Genomic DNA, 22,804 nt, shown 5'->3' on the forward strand with positions numbered 1-22,804 from the left:
TATATTGTCATGACACGTTTCTCCATCCTTGACCTGTGCCCGGTAAACGACGGTGAACATCCGTCCGATGCCCTGCGCAAAACCCTTGAACTGGCCCAACAGGGCGAAAAGCTGGGCTATTACCGATATTGGCTGGCCGAACACCACAATATGCCCGGCATCGCCAGTGCGGCAACATCGGTGGTCATCGGCCATGTTGCCGGTGGCACCAAAACCATTCGCGTCGGGTCGGGCGGCGTTATGCTGCCCAACCACGCCCCTCTGGTCATTGCCGAACAGTTTGGCACCCTTGATGCCCTGTATCCTGGCCGGATCGACCTTGGCATTGGCCGCGCACCTGGCACGGACCAACGCACCGCCGCCGCCCTGCGCCGCGATATGCATGGCAGCGAAGAACGCTTTATTCAGGATGTTTTGCAGGTTCAGCAATTCCTTGCTCCGCTGGAAGGCAACCCGCCCATTCGTGCTGTACCGGGCTATGGGTCACAAGTTCCGATGTGGCTTTTGGGTTCCAGCCTGTTTTCGGCGGATCTTGCCGCCCGATTGGGCTTGCCTTTTGCCTTTGCATCGCACTTCGCCCCCGATTATCTCATGCAGGCGCTGGACCTTTACCGGTCCCGGTTTGAACCATCCGATCAGCTTGATAAACCTTACGCCGCCGCCGCGATGGGCTTTTTTGCCGCCGATAGCGACGAGGAAGCCCGGTTTATAGCAACCTCCATGCAACAACAATTCCTCAACCTGCGTCGTGGCAACCCCGGCAAATTACCGGCCCCGGTCAAGGATATGGATACGGTATGGAATTCAATTGAAAAAGCCGGTGTTAACCATGCCATGCGCTATGCCGCCGTTGGATCACGCGACACAGTACGCAGCAAGGTGCGCGAATTTTTGTATGAAACCCGCGTCGATGAACTGATTTTAACCGCCAATATTTTCGATCACGAGGCCCGCCTGAAATCGTTTGAAATCGGGGCCGAAATTCGCGATGACCTGACCGCAAAAACCGACAAGGCCGAGTGCGCCTGAGGCGCCACCGCCAAAATCAAAGACAGATCATAATTGTCTGTTTTGATTAAAACAGTCGCCTTATATTAAAAACCCGCCAGCCCGATAACACGGTTTGGCGGGTTTTCTATTTCCCCTGCCACCCCTGTATATGTTGAAAATAATGCCTTAACAGCCACTGCGTTATCTATCCCGAACCAATATACCAGCAAAGCAAACCACTTCCATAATGCGAAAATCCCCTTGCCGCACCTTGCGCAGATGTCAGGCATCGGACATGATACATGCGTGGTTAAAACGGTTTTGTGTTTAACCACAACGTCTTGTTCCCAAAGGTTCACGCATTCCCGATGATCAAGTTTATTCTGGCCGCCCTGCCCATTGCCACCATTCTGTTTTTAATGATCAAGGCAAACTGGGGCGCAGCCCGTGCCGGTGCGGCAGCATGGTTCATTACCGCCGCCATTGCGTTTTTTGCCTTTGGCACCCCGGTCGATATGCTGATCGTCGCCCAGGCCAAGGGCGTGATGCTGGCCCTGTATATTCTATATATCGTTTGGGCTGCCTTGATCCTGTATTTCGCGGCAGAGGAAGCCGGTGCCATTAAAACCATCGGGGCCGCCATTCGCAAACTGACCGACGACCGGCCGTTGCAATTGCTGATTTTGGGGTATGTTTTTGCCACCTTTTTGCAAGGTGTGGCCGGTTTTGGCGTGCCAATTGCCGTTATTGCCCCCTTGTTGCTGGGCATGGGCTTTTCACCGGTTCTGGCGGTTGCGGCCCCCATGATCGGGCATAGCTGGTCGGTTTTGTTTGGCAATATGGCCACCTCGTTTGAAGCCCTGATTGGCGTTACCGGCATCCCCGGCAGCGAGCTAACCCATTATTCAGCGATATTACTGGGCCTGTCGGGCTTTACCTGCGGGGCAGCTGTTTTGTGGCTGGATGGCGGGTTTTTAACCATTCGCCGCCGAATTGTGCCATTGGTAATCATTGCCGGGGTAATGGGTGTTGCCCAATATATGATGGCAAATTACGGCGTCTGGACGCTGGGTGGGCTAACCGCCGGAATTTTCGGTCTGATCGCATCGATCATTGTCACCCGGTTCTGGAAACCGCACCCCGACGACATTGCCGAACCGGGATCGGACGAAGCCCAAAAAATGCCCCTGATCGAGGGTTTAACCCCCTATCTGGTGTTCATGATCATTGTTGGCCTGGCAACATTCGTTGCCCCGGTCGAACATTTTTTATCCGGCGTGGAACTTACCCTGTCATTTCCGGCAATGGAAACCTCGCAAGGCTGGCAAATTGCGGCGGATAAAGCCAAGGCAATTGCCATTTTCGGCCATCCCGGCGCACTTTTGCTTTATACTGCTGCGATCAGCTTTACCTTTTTCAAATTGCGCGGGCGTTATGCCCCGGATATTGGCAAACGCATTGCCGGGCGCACCCTTAAAAGCGGCCTTCCCACCAGCATTGGCATGGTGCCGGTTATTGGTCTGGCGTTAATGATGGACCATGCTGGCATGACCTATGCGCTGGCGGAAGGCGGGTCAAAACTGTTTTCAGGTTCCTTTGCCATTGCTTACCCGGTGGTCGCCCCGGCGATTGGTGCCCTGGGGGCCTTCATGACCGGCAGTACCAATAATTCCAACGTGGTATTTGGCATGTTCCAGCGCCACACCGCCGAACTTTCAGGTCTTTCCACCGCCCTTATACTGGCAGCACAGGCCACCGGCGCGTCGCTTGGCAGTATGCTGGCCCCGTCAAAAATCATGGTGGGCTGTTCCACTGTTGGCCTGTCAGGCAAGGAAGGGCCGGTTTTGTCGGTTGTTTTAAAAACCGGGGTCATTTTAACCCTGCTATGTGGAGTTTGGACCCTGGGTATTTTGCTGGTCACAATGATACTGGGGGGAAACTAAGATGAAAAAGTTCCTGTTTAATCCGGTCTTTCTGGTACTGGCATCGCTTGTTTTACCGGTGGCATCGTTTCTGGCGATGAAAGGTAATGACAACCTGCTGGCCGATATCCTGTTTGGGATATTTGTTCTGGTGATGGCACTGATCGCCCTTCGCAAATAAAGCACTTGAATTTCAAATATAGAAATATCAAAACACCTGCCTGTCCCTTTGCATCACATGGCACACCCCACGCGCTTAAACCGTGGGGGAAGGCCCGCTCTTTTGCATGTCAGTTCGACGCTGGCCTTTTTGCGCCTTCATCACCCCGGGTAGCAGGGCAAGGCTGGCAAAAACAAGTACCGCCCCCGTAGGCCCAAACTCGTTTAACAAAAAGCCAAAAACAGGGGCGCCCGCTGTTTGCCCGATGGCGATGGTCAGAAAGCCAATCATTAACCCGGTAGCCGGCCGATCCGACAGGGCGGTTACCCCCCACACCAGATATACCCCGGTCAACATCACATAGGCCGCCCCGAACAAAACACCCCCGGCCAGGGTTGCGGCCATCACCGTGCCCAGCCCTGCCGCCAGAATACCGCAGGCCATTGCGGCCAGAAAAACCCGATGGACATGGTTAAGTCCGAACCGCGACACAAGTGCCCCGGCCCACGCCCCGACAATACCACCGCCCCCAATGGCAACCCACAACGCCCCGCTGCCCATGGCACCCCGGCCAAGCTGTAACGTGGCAAGCTGCCCGCCAAAGGACCAAATTGCCGTGCTTGCCGCCCCCATAAGAAAGGCCGCAAAAATCAAACGGGCGATATCGACTTTTAAAGGTGGCAACACCCCCTGTGCCAGGCCGGAACCGCTAGCAGCAACAGCCGGCGGAATGGTTCGCGCAAGCACACCCGCCAAAACAAGGGCCGCAACGGCAAATGCCGCAAATGCCAAACGCCATTGCCCACCAATGATCAGGGCGATGGGCCAGGACAACGCCACCCCCGCACTGGTCCCGGCATTGATTACGGTATTGGTGATATCCTGCCGGTCACGCCGCACCGCCGCAGCAACCGCCGCCGCCATTGGTGGCGATGCCAAACCGGTACTGGCCCCGGCAAGCATGACAGCACTGGCAAGCCAAAAGGCATTCGGGGCCGCCGCAATCCCGGCCATGCCGATGGCAGCAACCCCCGCCGCCGCCACCGCAACTGCCCGCGCGCCAAACCGCTCCGTCGCGAATGCCGATACAATGATGGAAATGCAATAGCCAAAAAATGACCCGCCGGAAATAACCCCGGCAAGGGAAGATCCAAGCGACAAATCGGCATCAATTTGCGGCAGGAACAGACCAAAGGCAAAGCGGGCAAAACCATAACATATGGCGATCAGGCCAAAGCCCACAGCGCCAAGACGTATGGCCGGGCTTATGGACAAGGTGACAGGCACGGTCATGGCCGGGCCTGCGCAACAAGTATGGCCGCTGCCTTGCGCGCCGCCATCACCGCCTCCGGCCCCCGATAAATGGCCGCGGCAGTGGCCCCTTCGATAAGAACAACAATCTGTTCCGTTAACATCGCATTGGTTTCATCATTGCTGCCAACTTCCTGCGCAATGATGTCCGCAATTTTTGCCCGCATTGCAGCCTTGTGCGCCAGAACGACCCGGGAAATTTCCGGCATGTCGCCGCCGGTTTCGCCATATGCACGCAAAAACAGGCAGCCGCGTGCCCCTTCGTCGCGCACCCAGCCTTCCAGAACCGCGAAAACAGCATCAATGCTATCGACCTCAAGGCGCGCCATGAAACGCTTTTCACGTTCGGACAATACCAGCCCCATAAGGGCAACTTTGCTGCCGACATGTTTGTAAAGGGTTCGGCTGGAAAGTCCTGCCGCCTGGGTTAACCGGTCCATCCCGGTTGCGGTGAAGCCGTTACGGTCAAAAAGCCGTTCAGCGGCTGTCATCAGATTTGTTTTGATATCCATAACCCAAGTGTAAAACGAACGTTTTACACTGTCAACAAACGACACCCGTCACTGGTTGCACACCACACAAAAAAACACCCCGTACAAAGGGGTGCCTTTACTTTAACCGATTGCAACATTGCACTTATTTTATGCCGGCGCCCACGAAACATGCCAGACTGCCCCCTGTTACAATCAGAAAGCAGCCTCGCAATATTCTTAAGGGCGAAAGGTTGCCAGCTTGACGCCAAAGGCAATAAACACACTGCCGGTAACGGCCTTTAGCACGCGCTGAAAGCGGCCATTACGCACGGCCCTTGTTAACCGGGCCAGCACCAGAATCATGGCTGTAAACCACACCGCGTTAATCAGGGCATGAACACAAACCAGCGTATAAGCCGCACTGATCGACCCCGCCCCCATCGGCACAAATTGCGGGAACGCGGCAAGATAAAAGATCGAGACTTTGGGATTTAACACATTGGTTAAAAACCCTTCGCCAAAGGCTTTGACAAGGGTCCGCTTACGCCGCGCGGGCGATGTTTCGCCAACGGTTTGAACGCCACGCCAGGCATCGCGCAGGGCCTTGATACCAACCCAGCACAAATAAGCAGCACCCAGCATTTTGACCGCAAAAAACAATTGCGCCGATTGCACCAGAATGACCGAAATACCCAGAATGGACAGGGTGCCGTGCACATAAAATGCGGTAACAAAGCCCGCAACATTAGCAAAGCCTGCCGCACGCCCCGATGTCGGCACGGTTTTGGCGATCAAAACACCATTAGGACCGGGCGACATCACCAGAAGCGACGTTACCAGTGCAAATGTCAGTATCTGGGACCATTCCATAGCCATAACCGCACCTTTTTGCCGGTTTGCAATTTACCGACAAAGGTTAGCTGATATTTTTTAAACCGGAAACAAACTTGACGTCAGGATACTAAAAAACCGGCGACTTTATATCGCAACCATCAGGCGCATATTTTGTTTTCAGGCGACGCCAAGACGCTGCCCCTGATATTTGCGGTCCAAAATAGGTTGCCACCATTGTTCATGGTTCAAATACCACGCCACCGTGTCACGCAACCCGCGATCCAGATCATACTGCGCCTGCCAGCCCAGCCGGTTTTCCAGTTTGGTGGCATCAATGGCATAGCGGCGGTCGTGGCCGGGGCGATCCTGCACAAATTCGATCAGGGCATCATCTTTGGGCAAGGTGCGATGGGGCGACAAATCGCGGACATGGGAAATAACCTGATGGACGATATCAATGTTGCGTGCTTCGTTGCGCCCGCCGACATTATAGGTTTCGCCCACCTGCCCGTGCTGCACGATCAGGCGCAAGGCGGCAACATGGTCATTCACATGCAACCAGTCGCGAATGTTGTGCCCATCGCCATAAACCGGCAATTTGCGACCGGCCATCGCGTTTAAAATCATCAATGGAATAAATTTTTCGGGAAATTGAAATGGCCCGTAATTGTTGGAACAATTCGATATCAATATCGGCAGGCCATAGGTGTGATGCCATGCACGCACCAGATGGTCGGACGATGCCTTGCTGGCCGAATAGGGCGAATTGGGCTGATAACGGCTGTTTTCATCAAACAAACCCTGTGCGCCCAGCGATCCATAAACCTCGTCGGTTGAAACATGCAAAAAACGGAAATTTTGCTGACGGTCAGGCGCCAGACCGCGCCAGTAATAAAGGGCCGCATCAAGCAACCGATAGGTGCCAACAATGTTGGTTTCAATAAAATCACCCGGCCCGTCAATAGACCGGTCCACATGGCTTTCCGCTGCCAGGTGCATAATGGCATCTGGTTTAAATTCATCCAGAATCCGTGCAATTTTGTCGCCATCGGCGATATCAGCCTGCATAAACCGATATCCCGGCGCCCCTTCAATTGCCGCAAGGGATCGCTGGTCGGCGGCATAGGTCAGTTTATCGATATTCAAAACCTGCCAGCCACATTCCGCGACCAGATACCGGCATAAGGCCGATCCGATAAAGCCGGCACCGCCGGTTACAACGACGCGCATGAAAACCCCTCGTTTCGTTAAGAATGACGACCACCAGACAACCATCCAAACATGGCCCGCAAAAGGCGTAATTAGGGTTTTGCGATTGCAATGTTCATTGTTTGTTCTATATTGGCGACATGGAAAAACGAACCGTCACCGCACCATCCGATTTTGAGGATTTTGACGCCGCCCACAACCGGCAGGCGCCGGACCCTGCGCTGCTGCCAGCACGGGCACAAAAAGGGCGCGGGGCGATTTCCAATATCAATGGCCGCTATGAAAAGCATTCCCATCATGCCTGGGATGACGGCTGGTTAATGGAAAATATCTACCACGACACTGGAGCAGGCGCGGACAGCAACGATGACTTTCCCCCTGCCCGCGTTAAAACCACACTGGGCGTGGATGGTGCGCGCAGTGTTATCACCCGCAATCAAAGCCCTGATGTACCATTTGACCGTTCGATCAACCCCTATCGCGGGTGTGAGCATGGCTGCATTTATTGTTTTGCCCGGCCAACACATGCCTATCTGGGCCTGTCACCCGGGCTGGATTTTGAAACAAAGCTGTTCTGGAAACCCGAGGCCCCGGCCCTGTTACGCAAACAGCTTGCCGCCAAAAGCTATATGCCGGCCCCCATCGTCATTGGCACCAGCACCGACCCGTACCAGCCCGTAGAGCGGGAAAAACAACTAACCCGTAACATCCTTCAGGTTCTCGGCGATTGCCATCATCCGTTTTCAATCATTACCAAATCCGCGCTGGTATGCCGGGATATCGACCTGATTGCGCCTATGGCAAAGCAAAACCGGGCCTCGGTTGCAGTATCGGTCACATCGTTTGATAACCGGTTATCGAACTTGTTAGAACCGCGTGCCAGTGCCCCGCATCGCAGGCTGGATGCTGTTGCAAAACTAAGCGATGCCGGGATTCCGGTAACGGTTTTATGTGCGCCGATCATTCCGGGTTTAAATGACAGTGAAATCGAAAATCTGGTCGCTGCCTGCCATAAGGCCGGGGCACAATCGGTTTCGCATATTGTGTTACGGTTGCCGTTAGAAATTGCCGATCTGTTTGATGAATGGCTGCAAAACCATTACCCGGACCGACGCGACAAGGTAATTTCCCTGATCCGGCAAATGCGCGATGGCAAATTATATGACGCAAATTTTGGCAGCCGCATGCGCGGCAACGGGCCAATAGCCGACCTGATTGCCCAACGCTTTAATCTGGCACGGCGCAAACATAATATGCAGGGGCGCTCGCTTAACCTTGATTGCAGCGGGTTTATTCGCCCCGGTGCGAACGGGCAATTATCCCTGTTTTAAAAACCGTTCGATGCTATTGCGGGGGCTAAAGACCCTGAATATCAAGATAGCGCCCCGGTGTTGTGCCGAATGTTTTTTTGAATGCTGCAATAAACGCGCTGATATTTTCATACCCCAGATCCAGTGCCACGGTTGTTACAGCCTGGCCCGCAGACAACATTTCCAATGCGGCCAGCAACCGTGCCCTTTGCCGCCACCCCTTAAACGTGAAGCCGGTTTCTGCGACAAAATAGCGGCTTAATGTTCGCGGGGCAATTCCCGCCCAATCGGCCCATTGCGCCATGGTTCGATTATCGGCCAGATCAATGGTAATTTGCCGGGCAATGCGACGCAAACGCGCGTCACCGGGTGCAGGCAAATTAAATGCAACCGGCTGTGCTGCTGCAATTTCGTCAATAATAACCTGCGCCAACCGATGCTGGGGCCCATTTTGCGGCCCCGCGGGCCAACTTGCGGCACGGGCAATAGCAGCCTGTAAAACATCATTGCCGTCAATGGTTTGTGGCGATGGTGGCAAACCGGCACATAAAGCCGGCGGGATATAAACGCTCCACCCTTGAAATGGCCCGTTTGATTGCAAAGCATGGTCATGGTGGGGCGGCACCCAGGCTGCATGCACCGCCGGAACAACCCAGTTCCCCGCCGTGGTTTCAATGCGGATCGACCCTTTTAACGGGCCGATCAACTGCCCATGGGCATGGTTATGCAACGCCGTTTCACGCATGGCAGAACTGCGCCGTAAAACAGCATGGATAGAAGATGACGCATTTACCGGGTCTAATACATTTGGGTCGATCAAATAATCAGGCATGGCCTTAAATCCGTATTCATTGGCATTGATACGTTAGCACGGCCAAATTTATAACGCTAATTTCCAGCAACCGGCAAATGGCATTGGGCCATTGCCCAACTGGAAGCAATCACCATGACCCAAACAAACGCAAAACAGCTTTTACAGAACCTGTTTGCAGCACTGAGCGACCCGGCGATAACGCTTGAGGATCTGTCCGGTTTTTTCACCAGCGACTATGTGCAACTCGTCGATGGCGAGACCCTGAACCTTGCAGGTTTTCTGGAACATGCCGCAACGTTGCGTGGCGCCCTTGAGACTGTCGATGTTGAATTTGAAACCATCATTGCCCGCGACAACACCATCGCCGACATCCATATTGTAAATGCCCGTAAAAAGAATGGCGGCAGGGTAAAAATGAAAGTAATCGCGTTTTACACGCTACGGGATGGCAAAATATCCCGGATCGAGGAATTAACCCACCTGATCAGTGGAAATGGTGCTGACCGCGATATGGGATCGCGCATTGACCCGAAATAACCGCAAATTCCTGAAATAAAACCAGGTTCACTCCGCCTAAACCAGCACATCCAGCCATGGTGTTGCACATCAAAACGGCGGGGTGAACGCAAACAAAATTGTGATGCCACAACCATTTGCTGGCGAAAATAGCAATTTTATCCTCGACAGCCCTGACAAAGCCGCGCCACCATGGTTTTAGAAAACGTAAAAACCGACGTCCGGCGCACCCGCGCCCGGAAAACAGGGAGCCCCAAATGACTGACCTTCTGTTTCGCAAGGATGCCTATCAGAAAGACTGTACTGCCACCGTTATTGCCCACCATGACCATGCCATCGCGCTTGATCAGACGGTTTTTTATGCCACCAGTGGTGGACAGACCGGCGACAAGGGAACGCTGGTTTTGGAAGATGGCAGCGAAGTGCCGGTAACCATTACCGTGAAAGACCGCGAATCGGGCACACCATTGCATGTGATTGCCGATGATCACGCCCTGCCGCCCATCGGCAGCAAGGTGCGCGCGGTGCTGGACTGGGAAACACGCCATCGTCACATGCGGTTTCACACCTGCCTGCATGTTTTATGCTCGCTTGTTGATGGCGGTGTTACCGGTGGCAACATTGCCAGCCACAAGGCCCGGCTGGATTTTGACATGGAAGACAGCCCGGACAAGGAAGAACTGACCGAAAAACTGAATGCCGTTCTGGCGCGCAATGCCGACGTTTATGACGGCGAAATCAGCATTGCCGAGTTGAAAGCCAACCCCGAACTGGTGCGTACCATGTCGGTGCAACCACCGATGGATGGCGACACGGTGCGTACCGTTACCATCGAAGGCATCGATTTTCAGCCCTGTGGCGGCACCCACGTGCGCAACACGTCGGAAATTGGCCAGGTTCGGGTATCGAAAATCGAAAAGAAAGGCCGACAGAACCGTCGCATCAATATTGTTTTTGACGAAGCCGAATAAAGTTTTCAGAATTGGTTGTCTGAACGGGCCGGTAAATTTAATAACGCCGGTTCGTATCTTTAAAAACAATGATCTTCGGAAACGACCGGGGACATGCAATACCCACCATTGCAAACCGGAGCTTGACCATGAGTGACCCCAAATCTGACGCGCTGGTTTCCACCCAGTGGCTGGCAGAGCATTTAAACGCCCCTGATGTGCGCGTGATTGATGCAAGCTGGTATATGCCTGGCAGCGGCAAGGACCCGCGCGCCATTTTTGATGCCAAACATATTCCCGGTGCCGTCTTTTTTGATATTGACGATATTGCCGCCGACGACAGTGCCCCCCTGCCCCATATGATGCCCGATGCCATCAAGTTTTCAGCCAAAGTCCGTAAACTGGGCCTGGGCGATGGTGTGCGCATTGTTGTTTACGCACAAACCGGTGTGGCATCCGCCGCTTGCCGGGCATGGTGGATGTTGCGCCATTTCGGCCATAACGATGTTGTGGTTCTTGATGGTGGATTACCGAAATGGGAAGCCGACGGCAACCCGGTGAGCGATGCGGCGACACCCCCACGCGAACGCCATTTCACCGCACGTGCCAACAGCTTTTTGCTGCGCGAATATGACCAGGTCCTGGCCAATGTTGATACCGGGCGCGAACAACTGGTTGATGCCCGTTCGGCCGAACGTTTTGCCGGCACCGCCGATGAACGTTGGGGCGCACCGGGCCGCATTCCCGGGGCCTATAATGTCCCGTTTGAAAAACTGCTTAATGCCGACGGCACCTTTAAGGATGGCGACGACATAAAAGTGGTTTTCAAGGATGCTGGCATAAACCTTGATAAACCGATGGTTACCAGTTGTGGCTCGGGTGTTACGGCCTGTGTGCTGGCCATGGGGGCCTATATTGCCGGTAAAAAACATACCGCTGTTTATGACGGATCGTGGGCGGAGTGGGCTTCGCGCCCCGAAAGCCCCCGCGCATCGGGCCAGCCCAAATAGGACCGCACAATGATTTTTTGGCCCCGCCCCCCTGCACCGTCACCGATATGCCCCGCGCGGCATAAACAGGTGCGGTGCAAGGCGGGGCCAAAGTTTTATGAATTGTACCATACCGCTTCATACAGCAATTACACCTGGGTCCCCGGCGCAAGGAACTGCCTGCAACCGGGCCGGAATTGCCCATGACCCAGCCCCCAACCGGCCAGCACCCTCGAAAACGACAACACCGCACCTGTTGTGATACTGATACGGCTGCCCCACCCCATCCAGCTGCCCCTGATGGCGCGGCTCCTGATCCAGGCCCGCAAACACCGCACCCCGTCCGCCCACCAATCCCTGCCGTTGCGAAGCCGGAAAATAGCGCACCCGAACAGGACATTATTATTGAGCGGCTATCGCTTGAGAATGCCGCTGATTGCGACGCGGTAATCAATTTGTGGTATGATGGGGACCTGATTAATCCGGACACCGCAAATGCCCGGGCGCATGATGATTTACAAAACTGTTATGCATCTGGTCGCGGATCGGTACTGATTGCCCGCCAGTCGCCCAAACGACCGGTAATTGCCACCATTATGGTGGGGCATGATAGCACTACCGGCTGGGTTCATTACCTTGTTGTTGCATCACGCGCCCGCGGACAGGGCCACGGGGCGACACTGCTGGAAACGGCCGAAAACATTTTATCGGCTGTTGGCCTGAAAAAATGCAAGGTTCACGCGGCATCGCCGCGTGCCGCAAAATTTTATCGTCGCCAGGGATATCGGCCATCAATGGCACCGGCCCAGGCCAGCCCCCTTGGCGACGACGGTTTTTTTGAAAAAAGGTTAACCTCATGACTGCAAAGACGCCCGGGAAACTGGAAGTCACCATCACCTATCTGGAAATGACCCATCAGCCAGATCGCCCGGCAGCGGTTATTCCGCCAGGCAAGGTTGCCATTGTGCGGGCCGAGGAACCGACAATATCGTTTTATCGCTATCTTTATAATACGGTCGGCGAACCGTGGATGTGGTGGTTTCGCCGCCAGCTTGGTGATCATGAACTTGAGCCGATTCTCTCAAGCCCGGAAAACCATGTTTATGTTCTTTATGTTGGGGGCGTTCCGGCCGGCTTTGCCGAACTTAGCCTGATCTTGCTGGAAGAAGAACGCCAGATCGACCTTTCCTATATGGGGCTGATCCCGGAATTTATCGGCAGGGGCTATGGCAAATACTTGCTGAACTGGGCTGTGGACACCGCCTGGAGCTTTTCCCCGCAACGTTTGACGGTAAATACCTGTTCAATGGACCATCCATCTGCGTTAGGGGCTTATCAACGGGCAGGCTTTACGGTATATGATCAGCGTACAGAGTTAATCGACGATCCCCGTGACACCGGGCTGATTCCTGCCACCGTAACCGTGGCGAACACGCCTGGCGCCCCAAAATCGCAAAAAGATGGCGAATTTGACAATTCGGATACTTTGATCGTTGACTTTCCCGACCGCGCAAGGTAACAAGCGCCCCTAAGTTTACCCAAGCCTGAGGATTATGACCCATGGCAGTGCCAAAAAGTAAAGTGACCAAGTCCCGTCAGGGCATGCGTCGCTCACATGACAAGCTCGCCGCGGGCTCGTACCGCGAAGACAAAGAAACCGGCGAACTGCATCGCCCGCACCACGTTGACCTGAAGACCGGTATGTACCGTGGTCGTCAGGTCATCGAACCGAAAATGTAATTTACGCCACGGCGGGTTATTACCCGCCTGCGTTATTGCATCGCGGTTTGCGACGCTGTTTTCCGCATCCCCTTTATCGGGGAATGCTGGTTTAAAAAAGGACGAGACCGCAAGGTTTCGTCCTTTTTTATTGCCTGATCGATAATCTCATGCCCGGTAAGGGACTGTTACCTATTGCCCGTCAGTTCCGGTGCCACACACGATAATGCCGGTTTTGCCCGGGTCAATATCGCCCAGTCGCCCTTGCATTACCGCGGCAATCCCGGCGGCTGCCGACAATTCAACCGACAACCCCAGATCACGCCACATCCAGCCTGCGGCGGCGCGCATTTCATCGTCCGATACCAGGACAATACGGTCAACATTTTTACCGATCAAATCGACATTTAATGCAGAGGACTGGCGGGGGGCCAAACTGGTTGCTGCGGTATTGACCGAAGGTAAAGTGACTACTTCGTTGTTTTTCAGGCTTTCAAACAGGGTCGGGGCCCCAACAGGTTCAACCCCGATAATGCGAATACCGGGACGCATCATTTTTGCCGCTGTTGCCACACCGGAAATCAGCCCGCCGCCCCCAACGGCCACCACCAGCGTATCAAGATCGGCGCGCTGTTCGAGCAGTTCCAGCGCAATTGTCCCCTGCCCCGCAATAACATTAGGGTCGGCAAAAGGATGGATATAGGCCATACCGGTTTCGCGCGCATGGGCGATGGCGGCATGGTTGGCCTCGTCCCAAACGGCACCGTACAATGTTACATCAACACCCGATTTTCGCAGTTTAGTGACCTTGGGCTTGGGTGTATTGGTTGGTAAAAATATTTTGACCGGCACATTTAAAACACGTGCCGCGTTGATAACCCCCATGCCATGGTTGCCGCCCGATGCCGTAACAAGCCCGTTTTTTAGAACATCCCCTTCAAGGTTAAGCGCTGCGTTCATCGCTCCACGCGCCTTGAATGACCCTGAAATCTGCAAATTCTCCAGTTTCAAAAACAAATCGGGGAATGTGACACCACCGTTTTTATAAACCGCCCCAAAATCGGGCTGACCAATGGCAAAAACCGGCGTGACACGCATGTGAGGCGAAATCAGACGGCGGGCTGCCCGAAAATCCTGAAGCTGAAGCACAAAACCTCCCTTGCAAAGCTGATAGCGGTTTTACATCATTTATCATCCCCGATGCGAGCCGCAATCGCAGGGACAAATTTACACACATCGCCCGTGTACGGCAAACAGGCCGCACTGGGCAACCAACATGCAAGATCTGGCCCATATCCACATCAAATTACCGTAAAAATCCTTGATCCCAATGCCTTGAGATGCTTTGTCTTAGCGAACAAATGACACATTGGTCGCCTTATTCGCGGCAAGGAGAAATGCCTTATGTCTACTGACAAAAATTTTAAATCATCGACACGGCTGGTTCATGCCGGGCGCCGGTCCAGCGAATATCATGGTGTGGTCAACCCGCCGGTTTTACATGCCTCGACCATTTTGTTTGAAAACCTTGAAGCCCTGGACAACGCCTCGCCCTTCCCGCACGGCAACAGCTTTTATGGCCGTCATGGCACCCCGACGCGCTATTTGCTGGAAGAAGCCATTGCCGAGCTGGAAGGCGGCCACGCCACCCTCTGCCTGTCATCAGGGGTGGCGGCCATTACCAATGCCATTCTGGCATTCGTTAAACCCGGCGACCATGTGCTGATCACGGATAGCACCTATTTACCTACCCGCAACCTTGCCAATACGTTTTTGAAAAAATTTGGCGTCGATGTCGAATATTACGACCCAACGCTGGGGGCTGATATTGCCGGTCTTATCCGCGATAATACCACCGTCATCTGGTGCGAAAGCCCCGGTTCGCTGACCTTTGAAATGCAGGATGTCCCGGCCATTGCCAAGGCCGCACACGCCAAAAACGCCAAGGTATTGCTTGATAACACCTGGGCCTCGCCCACCCTGTGCCGCCCGTTTGAGATGGGTGTGGATGTATCGGTTCAGGCCGGTACAAAATACATTGTCGGCCATTCCGATGTCATGATGGGTACCATTACCACCGCCACCGAAGAAGATTTTGTCACCTGTAAAAAGCAGGTTATCTTGTCGGGCGATTCAATTGGCCCGGATGACTGTTATCTGGCCCAGCGCGGGTTGCGCACCCTTAATGTGCGAATGCGCCAACATCACGAATCCGGTCTTGCCATTGCCAAATGGTTGCAAACCCGCCCCGAAGTAAGCCGCGTATTACACCCCGGTCTGCCCGATGACCCGGGACATGCAATCTGGAAACGTGATTTTATTGGGGCCAGCGGCCTGTTTTCCTTCATCCTGCACCCGGTCACCCGCCCACAACTGGCCAATATGCTGGACCATATGGACCTGTTTGGCATGGGCTTTAGCTGGGGCGGGTTTGAAAGCCTGCTTTTGCCATCTGATCCGAAAAAAATCCGCACCGCCACGACGTGGGACGACCCCGGCCAACTGGTGCGCATTCATGTCGGGCTGGAAGATACCGACGATCTGATCGCCGATCTGACCGCCGGATTTGAACGGTTGAAAACGGTATAATCAGTACTTACCGATCATAAAAAACGGCGCGGAATGGTTATTTCCCGCGCCGTTTTTTTATTTAGCCTGTTTTCCGGGGGCTAGCCCGATATACGGGCCAGACGGCGAAAAACAGGGGCAATCGCACTGCTGATTAAAAATAACCCTGCGGCCGAGATCACAATGCTGGGGCCTGCCGGGCTGTCTATATGCCACGACAGCGCGATACCGGCCAAAACCGCTGCCACACCAAACAAGGCAGCACCGATTGCCATTTGTTCGGGCGTGCGCGAAAAAAAACGTGCACTGGCGGCAGGGACGATCAACAAGGCCGTAATTAACAACACACCAACAATTTTAATGGCAATGCCAATCACCAGCGCCATTAACAACATGAAAACAACCCGCAGCCATTCAACCTTTACCCCCTCAACAGCGGCAATTTCGGGTGAAACGGTTAAGGCCAGAAGTGGTCGCCACATCCAGACAAGAGCAGTCACCGCCGCCCCGCCTCCAAGGCCCAGCAACCATAAATCGGTGGTATTGATCGCCAGAATATCCCCGAACAAATAGGCCATGATATCAACCGCGACACCCTGTACGAAGGCCAGCGCCACCATGCCCAGGGCCAGGGTTGAATGGGCCAGCATCCCCAAAACCGTATCACTGCCCAATTTGCTTTGCCGTTGCCCAAGGGCCAGCAACAAGGCTGCCATCAGGCAGGTGACAATCATGCCAAAACGCACATCAATGCCAAACAGCAACCCGACAGCCACACCCAACAGGGCGGCGTGTGCCAGCGTATCGCCAAAAAAGGCCATGCGTCGCCAGACAATGAATGTGCCAAACGGACCACACACAAGGGCCAGCAACACACCACCTGTTATGGCGCGCACCAGAAAACTATCCATGGAAATGTTCCTTGACCTTATCGCCCTGCCCCACCTGGTTCACCATATTTTTGGTAGTATGGTTGGCATCACCATGGGAATGATTATGGCCGTGATCATGGCCGCAACCACCCACCACCTGCCCCGACAAATCATGCTCGTGGTCATGTTCGTGGTGGTAAATGCCAATGGCATCGGCGGCCTGATAGCCAAACAGCGAGCGATATTCGGGGTGCTGGCGCACGGTTTCAGGCAGGCCTGAACAACAGACATGGCGGTTAAAACATACCACCTTGTCCGTCTTGGCCATGACCAGATGCAAATCATGCGAAATCATTAAAACCGCACAACCCTGATCGCGGCGAATGGTTTCGATCAAACGATACAAGTCCGCCTGACCGGCGACATCAACACCCTGGGTCGGTTCGTCAAGCACCAGCAAATCCGGTTTGCGCAACAGTGCGCGGGCCAGCATCACACGCTGGGTTTCCCCACCCGATAAATCGCCGATCTGACTGTTTAAAACCGCACTTGCCCCCACCTGTTTCAAGGCGTCAACCCGGTCTGACAGGCTGGCATGATGGGTCAGGTTTAAAAACCGTTTCACCGTCATCGGTAAAACCCGGTCAATCGCCAGTTTTTGCGGCACATAACCCACGCGCAGGCCGAGTTTACGGGTAATTACGCCGCGCTCGACAGCCTGCAAACCCAACAACGCCTTGACCAGGGTGGATTTCCCCGCTCCATTTGGGCCGATCAGGGTTATAATTTCACCGGCCGAAATCGCCAGACTGACATTATCAAGAACCGCCTCGCCGCCAAAAGACAACGACAGTTCCTGCCCCTCAATGAGCGGCACAGTCATGGCATAGCCCCTTGATTTCAATGGTGGTGGCTTCGATTTTAAAGCCGACGATGCCGGCAGCGGTACGTACGGCGCGGCTCATGTCTTCGTTCACGGCTTCGGCAACACGTCCACAATTACGACAAATAAAATATTGCCCCAAATGTTCGCAATCAGGCATGTCGCAGCCAAAATAGGCATTTAGCGATTCGATACGGTGAATAAGCCGCAACCCGACCAGAAATTCCAGCGCCCGATACACGGTAGGCGGCTGCGCCCGAACCCCTTCGGCCTGCAACGCATCGAGCAATTCATAAGCGGTGATCGCCTTGTGTGACTGCCAGATCAGCGTGAAAACGCGGCGACGCATATCGGTAAAGCGGGCATTGTTTGCCTCGGCCACAATTTCGGCCTGGTGCAGGGCACTATCGATACAGCGACCGTGATCATGCCCCTTGTCGGGGAAAAGGTCCGTCATTGTTGCGAGATCCTGGTGACATGTGATTATTAAGATCGCGATTGGGGATCGCTTTTGTTGAAGTGTTATATTATATCATTTCGTCAAGAGCCAACAGACAATTTAACTTTTGCCGATATGCCGGAGCCCGCCCAAATGACCGCGCCCTTTGCCGACATTGCCGACCGTTTGAAATTTAATGAACAGGGATTGATCCCGGCCATTGCCCAGCAGCACGACAGCGGCGAGGTTTTAATGATGGCGTGGATGAACCGTGACGCCGTGATTGAAACGTTAACGACCGGACGTGTCTGTTATTTTTCACGGTCGCGCAACAAACTCTGGCGCAAGGGCGAAAGCTCCGGTCAGGAACAGCGTCTGGTTGATTTTCGCTATGACTGCGACCAGGACACCATTTTGGTGCAGGTTGATCAAAAAGGAGTGGCCTGCCACACCGGGCGGCGAAACTGTTTTTATTTTGCCGTGCGCAACGGGGTGGAAACCATTATTTCCGAGCCGGAAATTTCGGTTGAAGACCTTTATGGCACCCAAAAATAATCTACTTCCACAAATTTCAATCGCGACCACAAAGGTATGATCATGGCGATCCGGGACGAACAAAATGAACGTATTGCGGCAACGGTTATTACCGGCTTTTTAGGCAGTGGGAAAACCACCTTGCTAAATGCGTTACTATCGCACCCGGGCATGAGCAATACCGCCGTTCTGATCAATGAATTTGGCGAAATCGGCCTAGACCATTTACTGGTGCGCGAAATTTCCGAAGATGTGGTTTTACTTAATTCCGGCTGTATTTGCTGTTCCGTACGTGGCGACCTGATCAACGGCTTGCGCGATTTGTTTTTGAAACGCACACGGGGCGAAATTGCCGCCTTTGAGCGCGTGATCATTGAAACCACCGGTCTTGCCGACCCGGCGCCGATCCTGCATACCCTGATGACTGACCCGCTTCTGACCAACAAATTCCGCCTTGATAGCGTGGTAAGCACGGTTGACGGAATTTATGGCAATAAACAGCTTGATGACCATGCCGAAAGCGTCAAACAGGCGGCCGTCGCCGACCGCATTTTGATCACCAAGGCCGATTTGGCGGCCGGGGATGATTTGGAAACCCTGGAAAAACGCCTGCACAGCCTTAACCCGGCTGCGCCACGTTATCGCGTGCATTTGGGCGATATTGCCCCCGACAAACTGTTTAATGCAGGGCTTTATAACCCCGAAACCAAGTCGCTTGACGTGCAAAAATGGCTGCGCGACGAAGCCTATGGCGATGACAGGGATGCCGGGCATAATCACAGCGACGAACACGAACACGAACATCATCATGAACATAGCCATGATGTAAACCGGCATGACGACCATATTTCGTCATTCTGTCTGACATTTGATGAACCGCTGCACTGGGATGCCTTTGTAACATGGGCTGAAATATTCACCCAAATGCGCGGCGAGAATCTGTTGCGGATAAAAGGCGTGCTGAACATTGCCGGTGAGGACAAACCGGTCGCCATTCATGCGGTGCAACATATATTTCATGCACCCGCCACCCTTCCTGCCTGGCCCAGCGATGATCATCGATCAAAACTGGTGTTTATCACCCGCGATCTGGGGCCGGATGTTATTCGCCAGTCTTTGCTGCAATTAAATGCAGCGGCGATTGAAACGCAGGGCCAAAACACCCCCAAATCCAATTAAATCAGCCAATTTGACGCATATCAAGGTATAGGCACCATCGACCTGTCAGGTTAGGGAAGGCTTGATACAGCCTCACTCTAAGTCCTGAAACTTTATAGCCGGTCGCGGCATTCACGGCCGGCTTTTTTCCTGTTTTCAGCGGATTTTACAGGCATTCCAATCCCCTTTTCCGCACAGGTATCAATCCCTCATCCCCCCGTACAGGTTGCAGATCATTTGATCTAAACTAATTCTCGGATTAAAATCACACTTAAATTGTACCATGGTTTTTGAAGCACAGGCATCACAGGGCCGCAAAATACGCCCATTTGTGCATCAACATGGCAAAATGACAATCATACACAGGGGATACGCACCATGATCACACGTGACATTCACGGGGTTTCGATACCTGCGCTTGGCTTTGGGACCTTCCAGCTTGATCCGCAGGCCGCCGAAACCATGGTGGCAAAAGCCGCCGAGATCGGATATCGCCATTTTGATACAGCCCAGATGTACCATAATGAAGATGGCGTTGGCCGGGGCTTAAAAGCAAGCGGCCTTGCGCGCGATGATTATTTCCTAACCACCAAGGTATGGCCCGATCAATTCCAAAGCGGCGACCTGCAAACGTCCGTAGTCGAATCTCTGCGCAAGCTAGACCTTAACCATGTTGATTTGTTATTACTGCATTGGCCCAACGATGACATCCCGCTTGAGGAAACCATTGCCGCCCTTAACGAAGTACGCAATCTGGGCATGACAAAACATATCGGCATTTCAAATTTTCCAACGGCCCTGATCGAAAAGGCAGTGGCCTATAGCAATCTGCCCCTTATGTGCAATCAGGTAGAATATCACCCGTACCTGTCGCAAAAAGCGGTGATGTCGTGCCTGAAAAAGCACGACATGTTACTGACCGCCTATTGCCCGCTGGCACGTGCCGAAGTGCTAAAGGATGATACCCTGATTGCGATTGGTAAAACCCACGGCAAATCGGCAACGCAGGTAACCTTGCGCTGGTTGATGCAACAGGATGGGGTTATGGCCATTCCCAAGTCGGGATCACCCAAAAATGCCAAAGCCAACTTTGATATTTTTGATTTCGAACTTAGCGATGCGGAAATGGCCCAAATAAATGGCCTTGCCCGCCCCGATGGCCGCATGATCAACCCTGATTTCGCCCCGAAATGGGATGCGGCATAAATTTCCCACGCAAATTGCCGCACAAAACCACCCGGACCGGCCCTTAAAAGGCCGGTCTTTTGCGTTGATGCGGCCATTTAAGGCATAAAACAGCGAATAAAAGACCCGTTGATGCCCGTGCTTGTTTCGCACCTGCGAAATACGTAACATTCGGCTATCCCCAAACATATCAATGATGGTGGCAATGGCCGAAATTCAGCAAACCCAGCCGGACCTGTCGACGATACCGGCAAATGCCGATCAAAAAACGGCAGAAGGTGCGACAACCGAGGCAGCACCACCGCCAACGCCAGACAAGCCCGCAAACTTACCAGGGCATCGCCTGTATGAAGATGCGATTGCCCTTATACTGGGCACATTGATTGTTTCGCTTGGGATCACCTTTTATACACAGGCCGTTTTAATTACCGGCAGCACGGCGGGTGCCGCTCTTTTGATCCATCATGCGACCGGGCTTGGTTTCGGCATTGTCTTTTTTGCCTTGAACCTGCCGTTTTACTGGCTGGCCTTTAAGCGCATGGGATGGGAATTTACCCTTAAAACCTTTATCGCTGTTGGCCTGGTATCAGCGTTCTCCCGCCTGACACCCCTTTGGATCAGCGTTGATATGCTGCATCCGCTTTACGCCGCACTTATTGGCGGGGGGTTAATGGGCGTTGGTTTGCTAATGCTGTTTCGGCATCGCGCGGGATTGGGCGGTATTAATATTCTGGCCCTGTATTTACAGGAACATCATGGCATTCGTGCCGGTTATTTCCAACTCGGCATTGATGCCAGTATTATGGTTTGCGCCCTGTTTTTATTGCCGTTTGACAAAGTACTGTTGTCGCTGGCCGGGGCCACTGTTTTAAACCTGATCATCGCCATCAACCATCGTCCGGGCCGGTATTTTGGCGTGCGTTAATCTGTAGAACCATTTTGAACCTTGAAATCATCTCGCGATATCAGGTTATGATCTCAAAGAGATAAAACGTTCTATTGCAACAGTTCTGATCGGCTGTTGGCGCGCTTGACATTTTTAAAATAAACCGTTTGCGCTGGTACTTTATCGGTTTCATTGGCGTTTTGATAACGCGAAACAAAGGACCGATACAGGCCATACTTAAAGTAAACCTTATCCGCCGTCATGGTCGGCCCGTGATAATCAAATTTAAGGATATTATCGGCCCATACCTGCAAAACACCGTCCGAACCTGCCGTCCAATGGGCATACACCGTAATATCGTGCCAACGCCCCCGCAAAACATCATCATTGATCAGTGTGTGATACCGGGGCTTGCTGCCGGTTACATGATTGTCAATGTGATAACCGGACTGATCAATTTCAAACATCCACGCCGGATGACTGCCTTCCTGATGAAACTGGCCCAGTGCCACCTTTGTCGGGGCGACATTGGCAAAATTATCAGGGATATAAAGCGACCAGCCATACCAGTATGAACTACCTTGCGGGTTACGATCGCCGCGCTCGCTTAGTTCTGAACGTTCCCGGTCACGGCCACAATCAATGGCGTTTTCACCCCCGCAATCACCGGGCCGCACCTCAAACCGTTCAACCACAGGTGTGCTTGCATCCGGTTTATTACCAGGTGCCAGAACGGGATCTGCCACCTGTTGATACCCATAGGTTTTATCATTTAACGACCGTACAAACGGACCAAAATTACCGCGCAACACCTGATCGGGTGACACTGCAGGCAACGAAACACTACCCGCATTTCCCACCATGACCCGGTTATTGGCAACAGCGGCCCCTGCCGCCAACGCTGTTATCAGCAACACACCGAAACATAACACCTGCCATCCCGTTTTTCGCGACATCAAGGCACATCCCATCGCCATTAGCCAAAGGCAATGTGACGTGTGATCATGTCGGCATCACGGCGAAAACAGGCGCCCTGACCAGACTTTCGCCGTAATTAACGCTGGCACCGCGATACGCGCATA

The 22,804-nt window shown here is 53.5% G+C and carries 25 protein-coding genes; 15 read left to right on the forward strand and 10 right to left on the reverse strand.

The genetic code is table 11. The annotated features are described in order from the left end of the window. Positions 1-9 precede the first annotated feature (9 nt). From J4E05_RS02910 to J4E05_RS02920, 3 genes are all read left to right on the forward strand, one after another. The gene (locus J4E05_RS02910) at positions 10-1,029 is read left to right on the forward strand and encodes an LLM class flavin-dependent oxidoreductase (protein WP_349592269.1); all 1,020 of its coding nucleotides are present in this window, start codon (positions 10-12) and stop codon (positions 1,027-1,029) included. Between the two features lie 329 nt (positions 1,030-1,358). Beyond that, entirely contained in the window at positions 1,359-2,933 is a 1,575-nt protein-coding gene (locus tag J4E05_RS02915; protein WP_349592271.1) for an L-lactate permease, read from the forward strand. Between the two features lies 1 nt (position 2,934). Beyond that, a complete protein-coding gene (locus J4E05_RS02920) occupies positions 2,935-3,093 on the forward strand; it encodes a hypothetical protein (protein WP_168184936.1) in 159 nt (52 codons plus the stop codon). A gap of 75 nt (positions 3,094-3,168) precedes the next feature. Here the strand turns inward: J4E05_RS02920 and J4E05_RS02925 are convergent, their stop codons facing one another. The 4 genes from J4E05_RS02925 to rfbB all read right to left on the reverse strand — a co-directional run bounded on the left by J4E05_RS02925 (position 3,169) and on the right by rfbB (position 6,920). Beyond that, on the reverse strand, positions 3,169-4,365 hold the full coding sequence (locus J4E05_RS02925) for an MFS transporter (RefSeq protein ID WP_349592274.1): 1,197 nt from the start codon (positions 4,363-4,365) through the stop codon (positions 3,169-3,171). Next, entirely contained in the window at positions 4,362-4,874 is a 513-nt protein-coding gene (locus tag J4E05_RS02930) for a TetR/AcrR family transcriptional regulator (RefSeq protein ID WP_349592276.1), read from the reverse strand. The genes J4E05_RS02925 and J4E05_RS02930 overlap by 4 nt, the downstream gene beginning before the upstream one ends. A 219-nt stretch (positions 4,875-5,093) precedes the next feature. Continuing rightward, positions 5,094-5,732 (reverse strand): LysE family translocator, encoded by a 639-nt coding sequence (locus J4E05_RS02935; RefSeq protein ID WP_349592278.1) that lies wholly within the window; start codon positions 5,730-5,732, stop codon positions 5,094-5,096. 135 nt (positions 5,733-5,867) lie between these two features. Beyond that, the gene (gene rfbB, locus J4E05_RS02940) at positions 5,868-6,920 is read right to left on the reverse strand and encodes a dTDP-glucose 4,6-dehydratase (protein WP_085593357.1); all 1,053 of its coding nucleotides are present in this window, start codon (positions 6,918-6,920) and stop codon (positions 5,868-5,870) included. 119 nt (positions 6,921-7,039) lie between these two features. On the opposite strand from rfbB, the gene J4E05_RS02945 reads away from it, so the two are divergent. Beyond that, positions 7,040-8,230 (forward strand): PA0069 family radical SAM protein, encoded by a 1,191-nt coding sequence (locus tag J4E05_RS02945; protein ID WP_349592280.1) that lies wholly within the window; start codon positions 7,040-7,042, stop codon positions 8,228-8,230. A 25-nt stretch (positions 8,231-8,255) separates the two neighbouring features. Here the strand turns inward: J4E05_RS02945 and J4E05_RS02950 are convergent, their stop codons facing one another. Beyond that, entirely contained in the window at positions 8,256-9,041 is a 786-nt protein-coding gene (locus J4E05_RS02950; RefSeq protein WP_349592282.1) for a helix-turn-helix domain-containing protein, read from the reverse strand. A gap of 114 nt (positions 9,042-9,155) precedes the next feature. Here J4E05_RS02950 and J4E05_RS02955 point away from each other — a divergent pair, with 114 nt between their 5' ends. The 6 genes from J4E05_RS02955 to rpmF all read left to right on the forward strand — a co-directional run bounded on the left by J4E05_RS02955 (position 9,156) and on the right by rpmF (position 13,218). Continuing rightward, positions 9,156-9,560 carry a nuclear transport factor 2 family protein gene (locus J4E05_RS02955; RefSeq protein ID WP_349592284.1) on the forward strand — a complete coding sequence of 135 codons (405 nt, stop codon included), beginning with the start codon at positions 9,156-9,158 and terminating at the stop codon, positions 9,558-9,560. A 236-nt stretch (positions 9,561-9,796) separates the two neighbouring features. Further along, on the forward strand, positions 9,797-10,510 hold the full coding sequence (locus J4E05_RS02960) for an alanyl-tRNA editing protein (RefSeq protein ID WP_349592286.1): 714 nt from the start codon (positions 9,797-9,799) through the stop codon (positions 10,508-10,510). A gap of 128 nt (positions 10,511-10,638) precedes the next feature. Beyond that, positions 10,639-11,499, forward strand: coding sequence for a sulfurtransferase (locus J4E05_RS02965; RefSeq protein WP_349592287.1), 861 nt, complete (start codon positions 10,639-10,641; stop codon positions 11,497-11,499). A 182-nt stretch (positions 11,500-11,681) separates the two neighbouring features. Next, positions 11,682-12,338 carry a GNAT family N-acetyltransferase gene (locus J4E05_RS02970; RefSeq protein ID WP_349592289.1) on the forward strand — a complete coding sequence of 219 codons (657 nt, stop codon included), beginning with the start codon at positions 11,682-11,684 and terminating at the stop codon, positions 12,336-12,338. Next, the gene (locus tag J4E05_RS02975; protein WP_349592291.1) at positions 12,335-12,997 is read left to right on the forward strand and encodes a GNAT family N-acetyltransferase; all 663 of its coding nucleotides are present in this window, start codon (positions 12,335-12,337) and stop codon (positions 12,995-12,997) included. The genes J4E05_RS02970 and J4E05_RS02975 overlap by 4 nt, the downstream gene beginning before the upstream one ends. 41 nt (positions 12,998-13,038) lie before the next feature. Next, the gene (rpmF, locus tag J4E05_RS02980) at positions 13,039-13,218 is read left to right on the forward strand and encodes a 50S ribosomal protein L32 (protein ID WP_085593343.1); all 180 of its coding nucleotides are present in this window, start codon (positions 13,039-13,041) and stop codon (positions 13,216-13,218) included. Positions 13,219-13,389: 171 nt separating this feature from the next. Here rpmF and J4E05_RS02985 read toward each other — a convergent pair whose 3' ends face one another. After that, a complete protein-coding gene (locus J4E05_RS02985; protein ID WP_349592294.1) occupies positions 13,390-14,346 on the reverse strand; it encodes a threonine ammonia-lyase in 957 nt (318 codons plus the stop codon). A 255-nt stretch (positions 14,347-14,601) separates the two neighbouring features. Between J4E05_RS02985 and metC the strand changes: the two genes are divergently transcribed. Further along, complete coding sequence (metC, locus tag J4E05_RS02990; RefSeq protein WP_349592296.1) at positions 14,602-15,786, forward strand: cystathionine beta-lyase; 1,185 nt, start codon at positions 14,602-14,604, stop codon at positions 15,784-15,786. 80 nt (positions 15,787-15,866) lie between these two features. Here the strand turns inward: metC and J4E05_RS02995 are convergent, their stop codons facing one another. The 3 genes from J4E05_RS02995 to J4E05_RS03005 are packed head-to-tail and all read right to left on the reverse strand — an operon-like array spanning position 15,867 to position 17,977. Further along, positions 15,867-16,676: an iron chelate uptake ABC transporter family permease subunit gene (locus tag J4E05_RS02995; RefSeq protein WP_085593338.1), complete on the reverse strand. Its 810-nt coding sequence runs from the start codon at positions 16,674-16,676 to the stop codon at positions 15,867-15,869. After that, positions 16,669-17,520 carry a zinc ABC transporter ATP-binding protein ZnuC gene (gene znuC, locus J4E05_RS03000; RefSeq protein ID WP_349592298.1) on the reverse strand — a complete coding sequence of 284 codons (852 nt, stop codon included), beginning with the start codon at positions 17,518-17,520 and terminating at the stop codon, positions 16,669-16,671. Before znuC ends, J4E05_RS02995 begins: the two co-directional genes overlap by 8 nt. Further along, positions 17,501-17,977, reverse strand: a complete 477-nt coding sequence (locus tag J4E05_RS03005; protein WP_349592300.1) for a Fur family transcriptional regulator — start codon at positions 17,975-17,977, stop codon at positions 17,501-17,503. The genes znuC and J4E05_RS03005 overlap by 20 nt, the downstream gene beginning before the upstream one ends. Before the next feature lie 135 nt (positions 17,978-18,112). Here J4E05_RS03005 and hisI point away from each other — a divergent pair, with 135 nt between their 5' ends. The 4 genes from hisI to J4E05_RS03025 all read left to right on the forward strand — a co-directional run bounded on the left by hisI (position 18,113) and on the right by J4E05_RS03025 (position 21,761). Next, positions 18,113-18,514, forward strand: coding sequence for a phosphoribosyl-AMP cyclohydrolase (gene hisI / locus J4E05_RS03010; RefSeq protein WP_349592302.1), 402 nt, complete (start codon positions 18,113-18,115; stop codon positions 18,512-18,514). Positions 18,515-18,556: 42 nt separating this feature from the next. Beyond that, positions 18,557-19,672, forward strand: a complete 1,116-nt coding sequence (locus tag J4E05_RS03015) for a CobW family GTP-binding protein (protein WP_349592304.1) — start codon at positions 18,557-18,559, stop codon at positions 19,670-19,672. Positions 19,673-20,029: 357 nt separating this feature from the next. After that, positions 20,030-20,857, forward strand: coding sequence for an aldo/keto reductase (locus tag J4E05_RS03020; RefSeq protein WP_349592306.1), 828 nt, complete (start codon positions 20,030-20,032; stop codon positions 20,855-20,857). 184 nt (positions 20,858-21,041) lie between these two features. Beyond that, a complete protein-coding gene (locus J4E05_RS03025; RefSeq protein ID WP_349592308.1) occupies positions 21,042-21,761 on the forward strand; it encodes a YitT family protein in 720 nt (239 codons plus the stop codon). A 71-nt stretch (positions 21,762-21,832) separates the two neighbouring features. Here the strand turns inward: J4E05_RS03025 and J4E05_RS03030 are convergent, their stop codons facing one another. After that, positions 21,833-22,678 (reverse strand): polysaccharide lyase family 20 protein, encoded by an 846-nt coding sequence (locus tag J4E05_RS03030; protein ID WP_349592310.1) that lies wholly within the window; start codon positions 22,676-22,678, stop codon positions 21,833-21,835. Positions 22,679-22,804 lie beyond the last annotated feature (126 nt).

This window comes from Thalassospira sp. NFXS8 (assembly GCF_040148805.1).
Classification (GTDB): domain Bacteria; phylum Pseudomonadota; class Alphaproteobacteria; order Rhodospirillales; family Thalassospiraceae; genus Thalassospira.